Below are 13,652 nucleotides of genomic sequence, written 5' to 3'. Positions count from 1 at the left end.
GCACGGGGCTGAGACCTCCGTCGCGTAACGATACGGGTCCGGGTTGCATGTCAATCCGGGCCCGTTTCCGTGCAGAGCTTAGGATCAAAGGGTGCAGGAATACACATCGGACGCTCTCGTCGGGACCCTGGTGGACAACCGGTACCTGATTCGATCCAAGCTGGCCCGGGGCGGGATGTCCACGGTGTACCTCGCCACCGACCGGCGGCTCGAGCGGGACGTGGCGCTCAAGGTCCTGCATCCGCATATGGCCGGAGACCCGCAGTTCCTGGACCGGCTGGGCCGCGAAGCCAAGGCCGCCGCCCGGCTGTCGCACCCGCACGTGGTGGGCGTCCTGGACCAGGGCGACGACGGCCCGCTGGCCTACCTGGTGATGGAATACATCAAGGGGCACACGCTGCGGGACGTGATCAAGGAAAAGGGAGCCCTCACGCCGAGGCTTGCCCTGGCGCTGATCGACCCGGTCGTGGAAGGACTCGGAGCCGCACACGCGGCCGGCCTCATCCACCGCGACGTCAAGCCCGAGAACGTGCTCATCGCCGACGACGGTCGGATCAAGATCGGCGACTTCGGGCTGGCGCGGGCGATCACGACGACGACCAGCACCGGCGCCCTGATCGGGACCGTCGCCTACCTCTCCCCCGAGCTCGTGCTGGGCCAGCAGGCCGACGCCCGCAGCGACATCTATTCACTCGGGATCATGCTCTACGAGATGATCACCGGTCGCCAGCCGTTCGACGGCGAGGTTCCCATCCAGGTCGCCTACCAGCACGTGAACTCGACCGTCGGGCCGCCGTCGGCCCTGGTCCCGGGGCTGGCCGAAGAACTCGACGAGCTCGTGCAGTGGTGCACGGCGAACGACCCGGACAAGCGCCCCGTCGACGGCAATGCATTGCTCTTCGAACTTCGACACATCCGCACCAACCTCAGCGACGCCGACTTGGACCTGCGGCCCCCGGCCGCCCTTGCGGCGCCCGTTGCCGGCGCCGCGGCGGCAGGCCCCGGCGGTTCCACACCCGGGCGGCCCGCGACGGAACCCCGCCCGGCCGCCGCTGAGGCACACACGGAATTCCTCGGTGGCCTCCAGCAGCCCACGGAAGTCATCAACCGCGGCAGCAACCCCACCACCGTCCTCGCCGGCAGGTCACGGCCCGGCGCTTACGGTCCGCTCGCCGCGCCGGAGGAACGAGAGTTTGGCGCCTATCCTGAGGATGCTCCGGACGGCCGTCCGGAGCCGGCAAGCAAGCGTGCACAACGCAAGCAGGACCGCGAGGAGGAAAAGGCGCGGCAGCGTGCTGCCGCGACCCCCAGCCGAAGCCTCCGGGCGGGCGACCCGCGGCGCCGGGGCCTGGCCTGGATCCTGGTGCTGGTCCTGGTGGCGCTGCTCGCGGCCGGCGCCGGTTGGTTCTTCGGCATGGGCCCGGGGTCTCCGGGGACCATTCCGCAGTTGGCCAACAAGACCGTGGCCGAAGCACAGCAGCTGCTCCGCACTGCCGGTTTCGAGTCGACCACCCGGGACGTCTTTGACGACGACGTGTCCCCTGGCCTCGTGGTCGGCTCGGAGCCGCAGGCGGGTCAGGTGGTCCGGAAATTCCAGTCCGTCTCGCTGGCCGTTTCGAAGGGTCCGGAGCTGTTTCCCCTGCCCCAGCTGACGGGCAAGTCGCTCGATGCGGCGAAGACGGCCCTCAATGGCGCCGGCATGGCGCTGGGCCCCGTCACCGAGCGCTACGACGAGGCCGCGGCGGCTGGAACCGTGCTGGCCCAGAAGCCGGGCAAAGGCACCCCCGCCAAGCACGGGACAGCCGTGGGGCTGACGGTCTCCAAGGGGCCGCGGCCCATCCCGGTGCCCGAGCTGCGCGGCAAGGACCAGGAGACCGCGGTGAAAACGCTGGAAGCCGCCGGGCTCAAAGCCGTCGTCGCCCCGGAAGCCGTTTTCGACCGGGAGGTGCCAAAGGGCGCGGTTGCCGGCCAGGACCCGGCCACCGGGAATCTCACCAAGGGCGGCGCCGTGACCCTGACGATCTCCAAGGGGCCGAAATTCGTCCAGGTCCCGGACGTGTTCCGCAAGCCGGAGGAGGAGGCGGTGCAGGCCCTCAAGGATGCCGGCTTCGAGGTGAAGGTCAACTACGCCTTCGGTTCATCCGTGCTGGGCCTGGTGGCCGGCCAGGACAAGACCGGGCGGCAGCCCGAAGGCTCACTCGTCACGATCACCGTGACCTGACTTCTGCCAAATAAGTAAAAGCTCCGCCCCGGCTGGAAACAGCCGGGGCGGAGCTCTTACTGTCTGTGGCGTCGCCGCTTGCGGCATCGGCCCGTGTCGGCCGGCGCGGCTTAGCGCTTGGCGAGGGCTCCCGCCACCAGGAACGCCATTTCGAGGGACTGCATGTGGTTCAGCCGCGGATCGCAGACGGATTCATAGCGGTCCAGGAAGGCGTCCTGGTCGATCGGGTCGGCGCCGCCGAGGCACTCGGCCACGTCGTCGCCGGTCATTTCCACGTGCAGGCCGCCCGGAACGGTGCCGAGGCCGTGGTGCACCTCGAAGAAGCCGCGCACCTCGTCGATGACGTCGTCGAAGTTGCGGGTCTTGTAGCCGTTGGGCGAGGTCACCGTATTGCCGTGCATCGGATCGGTGACCCAGAGGACCTGGGCGCCGGAGGCGGTGACGCGCTCGACGATGGGAGGCAATTTCTCGCGGATGTTGCCGGCGCCCATCCGGGTGATGAAGGTCAGGCGGCCGGGTTCCCGGTTAGGGTCAAGCTTGTCGATCAGGCGGAGGGCGTCCTCGCCGGAGGTCGAGGGGCCAAGCTTGACGCCGATCGGGTTGCGGACGCGGGAGAGGAAATCGACGTGCGCGTGGTCCAGTTCCCGGGTGCGCTCCCCGATCCACAGGAAATGCGCCGAGGTGTCGTACGGCAGGCCGGTTCGCGAGTCGATGCGGGTCAGGGCCCGCTCGTAGTCCAGCAGCAACGCCTCGTGGCTGGCGTAGAACTCGACGCGCTTAAGCGCCTCGAAGTCCGCGCCGCAGGAGGACATGAACTTGATGGCCCGGTCGATGTCGCGGGCCAGGGATTCGTAACGCGCGTGCGCCGGGTTCTCGGTGAAGCCCTTGTTCCACTGGTGCACCAGCCTCAGGTCGGCGAAGCCGCCCTGCGTGAACGCCCGGATCAGGTTCAGGGTCGATGCCGAGGTGTGGTACGCCTTGAGCATCCGGCTGGCGTCGTGCGCGCGGGACTCCGGCGTGAAGTCATAGCCGTTGACGATGTCGCCGCGGTAAGCCGGCAGCGTGACGCCGTCGCGGGTTTCGTCGTTGGACGAGCGCGGCTTGGCGAACTGGCCCGCCATCCGGCCCATCTTGATCACGGGCATCGCCGCGCCATAGGTGAGCACGACGGCCATCTGCAGGATGGTCTTGACCCGGGCGCTGATCTTGTCCGCCGTGGCGGCTTCGAAGGTCTCCGCGCAGTCACCGCCCTGGAGCAGGAACGCCTTGCCCTGCGCGGCCGCGGCGAGCCGTTCGCGCAGGATGTCCACTTCGCCGGCGAAGACGAGCGGCGGCAGCACCGAGAGTTCCTTGACCGAGGCCTCAAAGACTGCCGCGTCGGACCAGCTGGGCTGTTGCGAGGCAGGCAGCTCCCGCCAGTGGTCCAGTCCCGGATAGTTGGCGGCGCCGCTCTGGGCCGTGCTCGTGAAAGCAGAACCGGCAAAAGCGGAGCCTGCGGGGGCGGGGCCCGCCGGCGTGGAGTTGTTCAGGGACGTCGAAGGCGCAGATAGCTCAGTCACCCTCTAAGGATAGTTGCCTCCGCGTTGAACGGCGGCGCCCGGCGTCATTGACCGCGGGCGCCCCGTCACACAGTTCCGGGCGTCTCCGGTTCCTGGCCGGCGCCGGCCTCCGGTGCCTCGGTGGCTTTTCCGGCGAGACGCAGTTTGACGACGGCGGCGTACTCGTCGACGTATTCCTGGCCGGAGAGCCGCATCAGTTCGTACATGATTTCGTCCGTTACGGAACGCTGGATCAGGCGGTCGTCTTCCATGCCGTAGTAGCGGCTGAAGTCCAGCGGTTCGCCAAAGATCATCCCGATCCGGCGGATGTTGGGCATCCGCTTGCCGATGGGCTGGACCTTGTCGGTGCCGATCATCGCGACCGGGATCACCGGGACCCGGGCCTGCAGGGCGAGCCGGGCGACCCCGACCTTGCCGCGGTACAGGCGGGCGTCCGGACTGCGGGTGCCTTCGGGGTAGATGCCCAGGAGCGAACCGTTCTTCAACACATCCATGCCGGCATCAAGCGAGCGGGCGGACGCCGCTCCCCCGGACCGGTCCATCGGCAGCTGGTTGGTCAGCCGGAAGAAGGCGGCGGTCAGTTTGCCTTTGATTCCCTTGCCGGTGAAGTACTCGGATTTCGCCAGGAACACCACCGGCCGGGGCACCATCAGCGGCATGAAGATGGAATCGGAAAAAGAAAGGTGGTTGGAGGCCAGGATCGCGGCGCCCTCGGCCGGAACATTGTCCAGGCCTTTGACCCACGGCCGGAAGAGCGTCTTCAGGACCGGCCCAAGGACGAACGTCTTCATGAACCAATAAAACACGTGGTGTACCTCTCCGGCAGGCGTCTGGCCGGCCCTTCTTCGGACCCGGCCAGGACTTCAGTGACACCCTACTCTAGTGAGTTTTGTCGGGAACAGTGACACGATGGGCTCATGAGCGAAAGCAGCACTCCAGTGGCGCCTGCCGCTTTTCGCTACCCCGGCCACGGCGCCAATGCGGGCACCGGCGTCGCGATCTGCCATGGCTTTACCGGTAGCCCCCTGAGTGTGCTTCCCTGGGCCGAGCACCTGGCCTCCCTCGGGTTCGCCGTCTCCGTCCCGCTGCTGCCCGGCCACGGCACCGACTGGCGGGATCTCGCCCGGCACGGCTGGCAGGACTGGTACGGCGCCTTCGAGGCCGCGTACCTGGACCTGGCCGCCGGAACCCGCTCATGCTTCGTGGCGGGCCTGTCCATGGGCGGAACCATCGCGCTGCGCACCGCTGCCCGCCACCGCGTGGCCGGCGTCGCCGTCGTGAACCCCGGGCTCAGTTTCTACGACCGCCGGGTGCGCTACATCGGGGTGCTCAAGTACCTGCAGCGCACCACCGTCCCGCTCCAGGAGACGGAGTCGACGGCGGCCGCCACCCAGGACGGCGACTACTCACTGACCCCGCTCGCGGCCGTCCACCAACTGCGCAAGCTCTTCACCGCGACACTGCGCGAACTGCCCGCCGTCGACGCTCCGGCTATCGTGTTCAAGTCCGACACGGACGCGGTGGTGCCGCCGACCTCGCTGGAGCTGCTCCGCGGGCGCCTCGGATCGCCGGACCTTACGGTGGTCCCGCTGCCGTCCAGCGGCCACGTTGCAACGCTCGACGTCGACGCTCCCGTAATCTTTTCGCAGTCCGCCCGCTTCTTCCGGGAGCACGCGGCCCCGTCCCCAGCCCAGTCCACTGTCCCCGCAGGCCCTCAGCAGCCAGTAAGAACTGAGCAGCCATGAACCACGGAGCATCCATGAGCACAGCCGCCGACCACTCGCCGTACAGCAGTCCGTTCACCGGATCCGGTCCCCGGACCGGCGTCGTGGTCTCCCATGGGTTCACCGGCAGCCCGCACGGCGTCCGGGCGTGGGCCGAGTCCCTGGCCGCGGCCGGCTACGCGGTCCGGATGCCGCTGCTGCCCGGGCACGGCACGAGCTGGCAGGAACTGGCCCGGACACGCTGGCAGGACTGGCATGCCGGGCTCGACGCCGCCTACCTGGAACTGGCCTCGGAGTGCGACCACGTCGTGGTGGCCGGGCTCTCGATGGGCGGCGCCCTCGCGCTGCGGCTGGCGGCCACCCGCCCCGTGGCCGGGGCGGTGCTGGTGAACCCCGGCCTGGTCATCGATGATCCCCGCGCGCCGCTGGCCGGGATCCTGAAATTCGTGCTGAAGAGCACCCCGGCGATCGCCAATGACATCCTCAAGGAGGGCGTGGATGAAGGCGCCTATCCGCGGACCCCGGTCGCGGCGGCCCACGAGCTGAACAAGATGTTCAAGGACACCCTGCGGCTGCTGCCCCGGATCACGGCCCCGGTCCGGGTCTACCGGTCCACCGTGGACCACGTCGTTTCCGACGCCAGCCTGGCCGCCCTGCGCCGCGGACTGAGCAACGCCCCGCTGGAGGTCATCCGGCTGGAGAACAGCTACCACGTGGCTACCATGGACAACGACGCGCCACAGATCTTCCGCGGCACAGCGGAGTTCATCCGGTCGGTCGTGGAAGGGCCCAACCCGGGCGCCGCCGGTGCCAGCCAGAAAGAAACGGCAGATGACTAGATTCGACCCGGGCTCGCCGGACCCCGATTCCCCGGACTCCAGCGCCAACGAGGACGACGCCGTCTGGCTGGATCTGGTCGCCAGGCTGGAGGGCACCGACTCCGGTCCGGCCGGCAGCGCCGACGCCGGAAGCCCCGCCGCGCGGACGTTCCGCGACTTCGACCCGCTGGGCCTTGCGGCACCGGCACCGGCACCGGTCGAACCCCCGGCCGGCAGCCGGGCGGCCTCGCTGCGCGGGAGTGACGACGCCGCGGCCGGCCAGGGCGCCTCCGGCCCGCGGGACTACGAGCCGGACGACGACGACGGAGCGTTCGTCCCCGAAGAGCCGCCCAGCCTGGCCGGGTCCGACCCGCTGACGATGCTCGCATGGCTGGGCGCCGTCGGCGGCCCGATCGCGCTGATGCTGTCCGCCATTTTCTGGCGGAGCGCACCGCTGCTGGCGGTCGTCGGCATGGTGGTCGCCTTCGCGGCGTCGGTGGTGTTCCTGATCATGAAGCTGCCGCAGGAGAAGGACGAGAACGACGACGGGGCCCGCGTTTAGCCGGTTGCTGTCCGGCTGGCGGCTGCGGAGCCGCCCGAGCGCCGGCTAGCTGCGCATGCGGCTGCTGACCCGGGAAAGGTCGGCCGCGCCGATCAGCCCGGCATTGGGGCCCAGCGCGGCCAGTTCAATCGTGGCCGCCGGGCGGAACCCGCGGCCGGTCAGGTTCCGGGCAAAGGCCTTCCGCGCCGGTTCCACGAGGAGTTCGCCGGCGTCGCAGAGCCCGCCGCCGATGACGAAGGTTCCCGGGTCCAGGGCCGCCGCCAGGTTCGCCAGTCCCAGGCCGAGCCATTCCCCCACGTCTTCGAGGAGTTCACGCGCGGTGGGATCGCCGGCCTTGGCGAGTTCGGTGACGACCACGCCCGTGATCCGGTCGGCATGGCCGTGCACTGCTTTGAGCAGCTCCTGGGCCACCGGCGAGTTGGCTGCGGCGAGTTCCCGGGCCTCCCGGCCAAGGGCGTTCCCCGAGGCGTACTGCTCCCAGCAGCCGCGGTTGCCGCACTCGCAGCGGTGGCCGCCGGGCATGATGATCTGGTGGCCGAATTCACCGGCCACGCCGAAGCGCCCACGTTCGAGCCGCCCGTCCATCACCATGGCCCCGCCGATTCCGGTGCCCAGGGTAATGCAGACCAGCCGGCTCTCGCCCTTCCCGGCGCCAAAGCGCCACTCCGCCCAGCCGGCGGCGTCGGCGTCGTTGGTCAGCAGCACCGGACGGCGGAGCAGCCGCTGCAGGTTCTCACGCAGCGGTTCGTTGCGCCAGGCCAGGTGCGGGCTGAACAGCACGGTGGCGCCGTCGAGGTCCATCCACCCGGCCGCGCCGATGCCGACCGACCAGATGCGGTGGCCCCGGCCCAGTTCCTCCACGAGTTCGACGATCACCTGCTCGACGGCGCGCGGATCGCTGCCCGGCGTTGACCGCTTGGCCTGGCTGAGGATGCGCCCTTCCGCGTCCACAACGCCGGCCGCCACCTTTGTGCCGCCGATGTCGACGCCGATCGCGAGGCCCTTGCGCCCGAGCCGCAGGTGTTCACGGAAACTGCCGGCCTCGGAGGCGCCGGAAAAGCCCTGCATCCGGCGCCGCCAGGCGGCCGTCCTGCGCTGCGGTCCGGGCTTCTGGCCGGGTGTTGGAGTATGCATCGTTCCCCATTCTAGGGCCCTCAGCGAGCGGCGCGGCCGGGCCGCCGGCCCTCTCCCGGGTGGCGCAACACGGGCCTTGTCCGTAAAGTTACTCGCCAGTAGGTGAAGTGGAACACACCCCGCCGGGGCCACATACTACTGTTAGTCGTACCCCCCTTGCGGGCCAATGGATATCAAAGGAGCTATCGTGCGAGAAATCAGTGTCCCGCCCCTGGTCACCGTCCCACCGGAGACGAACGTAACGGACCTGGTCCTGCGCCAGGCCGCGAAGGCGTCCAACCCGGCCCTGTTCTCACGGCTCGACGCCGCAGGCCAGTGGCAGGACGTCCGGGCGACCGATTTCCTGGCCGATGTCTCCCTGCTCGCCAAGGGCCTGATGGCCAGCGGCGTGGCTGCCGGCGACCGGGTCGGCATCATGTCCCGCACCCGGTACGAATGGGCCCTGATCGACTTCGCGATCTGGTTTGCCGGCGCCGTCTCGGTCCCGATCTATGAAACGTCCTCCCCCTCACAGGTTGCCTGGAACCTCGGCGACTCCGGCGCCGTCGCCGCCTTCGGCGAGTCCGCCCACCATGAGGACATCATCCGGCAGGCTGCCGGCTCCGAGGGCCTCACCGGGCTGAGGCACGTCTGGCAGCTGGAAGGTGACGCCCTCGACGAGGTCCGCGCCGCCGGCAGCGGGATCAGCGACGAGGAACTCGAAGCCCGCCGCAGTCAGGCCTCGCTCAACGATCTCGCCACCATCATCTACACCTCCGGCACCACCGGCCGGCCCAAGGGCTGCGAGCTGACCCACGGCAACTTCGTGGAGCTCTCCGACAATGTGCTGGCCACGTCCCTGGGCCAGATCGTCCACGAGCAGGCGCGGACCATCATGTTCCTCCCGCTCGCGCACGTCTTCGCCCGCTTCATTTCTGTGCTGGCGGTGGCGGCCGGCGTTACCGTGGCGCACACTCCGGACATCAAGAACCTGCTGCCGGACCTGCAGAGCTACAAGCCGACCTTCATCCTCGCGGTGCCGCGGGTCTTCGAAAAGGTCTACAACTCCGCTCTGACCAAGGCCGAGGACGGCGGTAAGGGAGCGATCTTCCATCGCGCCGCGGAAACCGCCATCGCCTATTCGCGGGCTCGCCAGGCGGGCAAGCTGGGCCTGGCCCTGCGGCTCAAGCACACCCTGTTTGACAAGCTCGTCTACGGCAAGCTCCGCGACGCCATGGGCGGCCAGGTCGCGCACGCGGTGTCCGGCGGCGGCCCGCTCGGCGAACGCCTCGGCCACTTCTTCCAAGGCATCGGCCTGCAGATCCTCGAAGGCTACGGCCTGACCGAAACCACCGCCCCGGTCACGGTCAACACGCCCGGCCTGATCAAGATCGGCACCGTCGGCGCGCCGATTCCCGGCAACGCCGTGAAGATCGCCGACGACGGCGAGATTCTCGCCAAGGGCGTCTGCGTGATGCGGGGCTACTTCAACCGGGAGGACCTCACGGCCGAAGCCTTCGTGGACGGCTGGTTCCGCACCGGCGACATCGGCCAGCTTGACGGGCAGGGCTTCCTGACCATCACCGGGCGGAAGAAGGAAATCATCGTCACCGCCGGCGGCAAGAACGTGGTGCCGGCCCTGCTCGAGGACCAGATCCGCGCCGACGCGCTGGTTTCGCAGGTCCTTGTGGTCGGAGACAACCGTCCGTTCATCGGCGCTCTCGTGACGCTCGACGAGGAGGCGCTCCCGGGCTGGCTGCAGCGCCACGGCCTGCCGGCGTCGACCACGGTGGCCGAGGCGACCGTAAACCCCGCCGTCACGGCGGCGGTCCAGGAGCTGATCAACCGTGCGAACCAGTCCGTCTCGCAGGCCGAGGCCATCAAGTCGTTCCGGATTGTTCCCTCCGATTTCACCGAGGCCTCCGGCCACCTGACGCCGTCCATGAAGGTCAAGCGCGCCCAGGTGATGAAGGACTTCGAGAACGTGATCGAGGAGATGTACTCCGCGAAGCGCACCACGCACGCCTAAGACCCGCTTCAACGCGTTGGCATAAACCAGGAAGGGCTCCCCCGGCCGTGGCCGGAGGAGCCCTTTCTGCTGTGCTGCCGTGTCCGGCCGCGTTACTCCACGACCAGCAGCAGGTCGCCGCCCTGGACCTGCTCGACGGGGCCGACGGCGAGCCGCGACACGGTCCCGGCCACCGGCGTCGTGATCGAGGCTTCCATCTTCATGGCCTCGATGGTCGCGACCGTGTCCCCGGCCTTGACCGCGTCGCCGGCCTTGACGGTCAGGGTGACGGCGCCGGCGAACGGCGCGGCGACCTGGCCCGGCTGCGAGGCGTCGGCCCGCTCGGCGGCCTTGACGTTGCTGACCACGGAGCGGTCACGGACCACCACGGGCCGGGACTGTCCGTTGAGCGTGCACATCACGGTCCGCATGCCCTTCTCGTCCGGCTCGGAGACGGCCTCGAGCGAAGCGATCAGACGCACGCCCTTCTCCAGCTCGATCTCGTGCTCGGCGCCGCGCTGCAGGCCGAAGAGGTAGTCGCGGGTGTCCAGGACGGAAAGGTTTCCGTAGGCCTCGACACTCTTCTGGTAGTCCTTGGTGGGACCGGCAAAGAGCAGCCGGTTGAGGGTCTGCTGCACCGTCCTGGAGTCGCCCTTAAGCGCGGCACTATCTTCGGCGCTGAGTTCGACGTCGCGGACCTTGACGCTGCGGCCCTGCAGGGCCTTGGTCCGGAACGGCTCGGGCCAGCCGCCGGGAGGGTCTCCCAGTTCGCCGGAGAGGAAGCCGATCACGGAGTCCGGGATGTCGTACTTCTGCGGGTTCTCGTTGAAGTCCGCCGGGTCCGCGTTGAGGCCGACCAGGTGCAGGGCGAGGTCGCCCACCACCTTGGACGAGGGCGTGACCTTCACGAGCCGGCCCAGGATACGGTCCGCTGCGGTGTACATGTCCTCGATCGCTTCGAAGCGTTCGCCCAGCCCCAGCGCGATCGCCTGCTGGCGCAGGTTGGAGAGCTGGCCGCCGGGGATCTCGTGCTGGTAGACCCGGCCGGTGGGGCCCGGCAGTCCCGACTCGAACGGGGCGTAAACGCGGCGCACAGCCTCCCAGTACGGTTCCAGGGCGCACACATTGGCCAGGCTCAGGCCGGTGTCCCGCGGCGTGTGGGCCAGCGCCGCGACGAGGGCCGAGGCGGAGGGCTGGCTGGTGGTGCCGGCGAGCGAGGCCGAGGCGACGTCGACGGCGTCCACGCCGGCGTCCACTGCAGCCAGCAGGGTGGCCAGCTGGCCGCCCGCCGTGTCGTGGGTGTGCAGGTGTACCGGGAGGTCGAACTTCTCCCGCAGGGCCGTCACGAGGCGGGCTGCCGCCGCCGGGCGCAGCAGTCCGGCCATGTCCTTGATCGCGAGGATGTGCGCGCCGGCGTCGACGATCTTCTGGGCCAGGTCCAGGTAGTAGTCGAGGGTGTACAGCTTCTCGTCCGGATCGAGCATGTCCGCGGTGTAGCAGAGGGCGACCTCGGCCACGGCGGTGCCGGTGGCGCGGACGGCGCGGATGGCGGGGGCCATCTGGTTGACGTCGTTGAGGGCGTCGAAGATGCGGAAGATGTCGATGCCGGTCGCGGCGGCCTCGTTGACGAAGGCCACCGTCACCTCTTCCGGGTATGGCGTGTAGCCGACGGTGTTCCGGCCGCGGAGCAGCATCTGCAGGCAGATATTCGGCAGCGCCTTGCGCAGCGCGGCCAGGCGGTCCCAGGGGTCCTCGCCCAGGAAGCGGAGGGCGACGTCGTAGGTCGCGCCGCCCCAGGCCTCGACGGAGAGCAGTTCGGGCAGCAGCTTGGATACTGCCGGTCCGGCCGCCACGAGGTCCCGGGTCCGGACGCGGGTGGCCAGCAGGGACTGGTGCGCGTCGCGGAAGGTGGTGTCGGTGACGGCGACGGCGTCCTGCTCGCGCAGGGCCTTCGCGAAGCCCTCCGGGCCGAGTTCGAGCAGCCGCTGCCGGGACCCCAAGGGGGCGTCACTGTCCGTCAGGGCGGGCAGCTTGTCGGCCGGGTCGGTGTGTGCCGTGAGCTCGCCGTTGGGCTTGTTGACGGTGACCTCGGCGAGCCAGGTCAGCAGCTTGGTGCCGCGGTCCGCGGAGACGCGGGCCTTGAGCAGTTCGGGGCGTTCGTCGATGAACGAGGTGGCGACGTCACCGGCGACGAAGTCCGGGTCGTCCAGGACGGCCTGCAGGAAGGAAATGTTGGTGGAGACGCCGCGGATCCGGAACTCGGCCAGGGCGCGCCGGGCGCGGGCGACGGCGGTCTTGTAGTCGCGGCCGCGGCAGGTCAGCTTGACCAGCATCGAGTCGAAGTGCGGGCTGATCTCGGCGCCGGAGTAGACGGTGCCGCCGTCGAGCCGCACACCGGCCCCGCCGGCCGAACGGTAGCCGGTGATCTTTCCGACGTCGGGGCGGAAGCCGTTTGCCGGGTCCTCGGTGGTGATGCGGGACTGCAGTGCGGCGCCGTTGAGCTTGACGGTCTCCTGCGAGAGGCCGAGGTCGGCGAGGGTCTCCCCCGAGGCGATCCGCAGCTGGGCCTGGACGAGGTCGACGTCGGTGACTTCCTCGGTGACGGTGTGCTCGACCTGGATGCGCGGGTTCATCTCGATGAAGACGTGCTGGCCGGCCCGCTCGCCCACGGTGTCGACGAGGAACTCCACGGTGCCGGCGTTGACGTAGTTCAGGGCCTTGGCGAACTTCACGGCGTCCCGGTAGAGCGCCTGCCGGATGCCCTCATCGAGGTTCGGCGCGGGGGCAATCTCGATCACCTTCTGGTGGCGGCGCTGGATGGAGCAGTCGCGCTCGAAGAGGTGCATGACGTTGCCCTCGGCGTCGGCGAGGATCTGCACTTCGATGTGCCGCGGGCGCAGCACCGCCTGTTCCAGGAACATGGTGGGGTCACCAAAGGCGGCGTCGGCCTCGCGCATGGCGGCCTGCAGGGCCTCGGGCAGCGCGTCCCGGGTGTCCACCCGGCGCATGCCGCGGCCGCCGCCGCCGGCGACGGCCTTCGCAAAGATGGGGAAGCCGATTTCGTCCGCGGCGGCGATGAGTTCGTCGACGTCCTTGGACGGTTGGCTCGACTTGAGCACCGGGACGCCGGCCTTGCGGGCGGCCTCCAGTGCGGCGACCTTGTTGCCGGCCAGTTCAAGGACTTCTGCCGGCGGTCCAACGAAGGTGATGCCGGCGGCAGCCGCGGCGCGCGCCAGGTTGGGGTTCTCCGAGAGGAATCCGTAGCCGGGGTAGATCGCGTCGGCCCCGGCCTCCTTCGCCACGCGCACCACCTCGTCGACATCGAGGTATGCCCGGACCGGGTGCCCCTCCTCGCCGATCAGATACGCCTCATCCGCCTTCTGGCGGTGGATCGAGTTACGGTCCTCGGTCGGGAACACTGCAACGGTCTTGGCACCCAGCTCATAGCTGGCGCGGAAGGCGCGGATGGCGATTTCGCCGCGGTTAGCCACCAGAATCTTGGAAAACATACTTCTCCTGCATCATCGCGGGTGGTTCGGTAAGTCGTCACAGTTTCTAAGACTGGTGTGCGCAAACACAAATCATTGTGGCGCCCATCACAGCATTATGCGTCATTTCGGCGGCATTGGGCAGATCGCTCTCGCGCG

Annotated in this window: 9 protein-coding genes; 5 read left to right on the top strand and 4 right to left on the bottom strand. The window is 69.1% G+C overall.

Annotation, left to right across the window (positions count from 1 at the left end):
- Window positions 1-91: 91 nt before the first annotated feature.
- Window positions 92-2,221, top strand: coding sequence for a protein kinase domain-containing protein (locus AC1DH3_RS13180; protein ID WP_476909495.1), 2,130 nt, complete (start codon window positions 92-94; stop codon window positions 2,219-2,221).
- A gap of 110 nt (window positions 2,222-2,331) precedes the next feature.
- Here AC1DH3_RS13180 and AC1DH3_RS13175 read toward each other — a convergent pair whose 3' ends face one another.
- Window positions 2,332-3,780: a class II 3-deoxy-7-phosphoheptulonate synthase gene (locus tag AC1DH3_RS13175; RefSeq protein WP_476909494.1), complete on the bottom strand. Its 1,449-nt coding sequence runs from the start codon at window positions 3,778-3,780 to the stop codon at window positions 2,332-2,334.
- 65 nt (window positions 3,781-3,845) lie between these two features.
- Entirely contained in the window at window positions 3,846-4,586 is a 741-nt protein-coding gene (locus tag AC1DH3_RS13170; protein WP_175321586.1) for a lysophospholipid acyltransferase family protein, read from the bottom strand.
- Window positions 4,587-4,697: 111 nt separating this feature from the next.
- Here AC1DH3_RS13170 and AC1DH3_RS13165 point away from each other — a divergent pair, with 111 nt between their 5' ends.
- The 3 genes from AC1DH3_RS13165 to AC1DH3_RS13155 are packed head-to-tail and all read left to right on the top strand — an operon-like array spanning window position 4,698 to window position 6,884.
- Window positions 4,698-5,525: an alpha/beta hydrolase gene (locus AC1DH3_RS13165; RefSeq protein WP_476892760.1), complete on the top strand. Its 828-nt coding sequence runs from the start codon at window positions 4,698-4,700 to the stop codon at window positions 5,523-5,525.
- A gap of 14 nt (window positions 5,526-5,539) precedes the next feature.
- Window positions 5,540-6,343, top strand: a complete 804-nt coding sequence (locus AC1DH3_RS13160) for an alpha/beta hydrolase (RefSeq protein ID WP_476892761.1) — start codon at window positions 5,540-5,542, stop codon at window positions 6,341-6,343.
- Window positions 6,336-6,884, top strand: a complete 549-nt coding sequence (locus AC1DH3_RS13155) for a hypothetical protein (RefSeq protein ID WP_476909493.1) — start codon at window positions 6,336-6,338, stop codon at window positions 6,882-6,884. Before AC1DH3_RS13160 ends, AC1DH3_RS13155 begins: the two co-directional genes overlap by 8 nt.
- A gap of 45 nt (window positions 6,885-6,929) precedes the next feature.
- Here the strand turns inward: AC1DH3_RS13155 and AC1DH3_RS13150 are convergent, their stop codons facing one another.
- Window positions 6,930-7,952: an ROK family glucokinase gene (locus AC1DH3_RS13150; protein WP_476909556.1), complete on the bottom strand. Its 1,023-nt coding sequence runs from the start codon at window positions 7,950-7,952 to the stop codon at window positions 6,930-6,932.
- A 253-nt stretch (window positions 7,953-8,205) separates the two neighbouring features.
- On the opposite strand from AC1DH3_RS13150, the gene AC1DH3_RS13145 reads away from it, so the two are divergent.
- Complete coding sequence (locus AC1DH3_RS13145) at window positions 8,206-10,026, top strand: AMP-dependent synthetase/ligase (RefSeq protein ID WP_476909492.1); 1,821 nt, start codon at window positions 8,206-8,208, stop codon at window positions 10,024-10,026.
- A 92-nt stretch (window positions 10,027-10,118) separates the two neighbouring features.
- Here AC1DH3_RS13145 and AC1DH3_RS13140 read toward each other — a convergent pair whose 3' ends face one another.
- The gene (locus AC1DH3_RS13140; protein ID WP_476892762.1) at window positions 10,119-13,514 is read right to left on the bottom strand and encodes a pyruvate carboxylase; all 3,396 of its coding nucleotides are present in this window, start codon (window positions 13,512-13,514) and stop codon (window positions 10,119-10,121) included.
- Window positions 13,515-13,652 lie beyond the last annotated feature (138 nt).

It is taken from the genome of Arthrobacter sp. 05L428, assembly GCF_056397665.1.
Note: the sequence above shows the minus strand (reverse complement) of the source record. Positions and strands in the feature narration are given on the sequence as shown.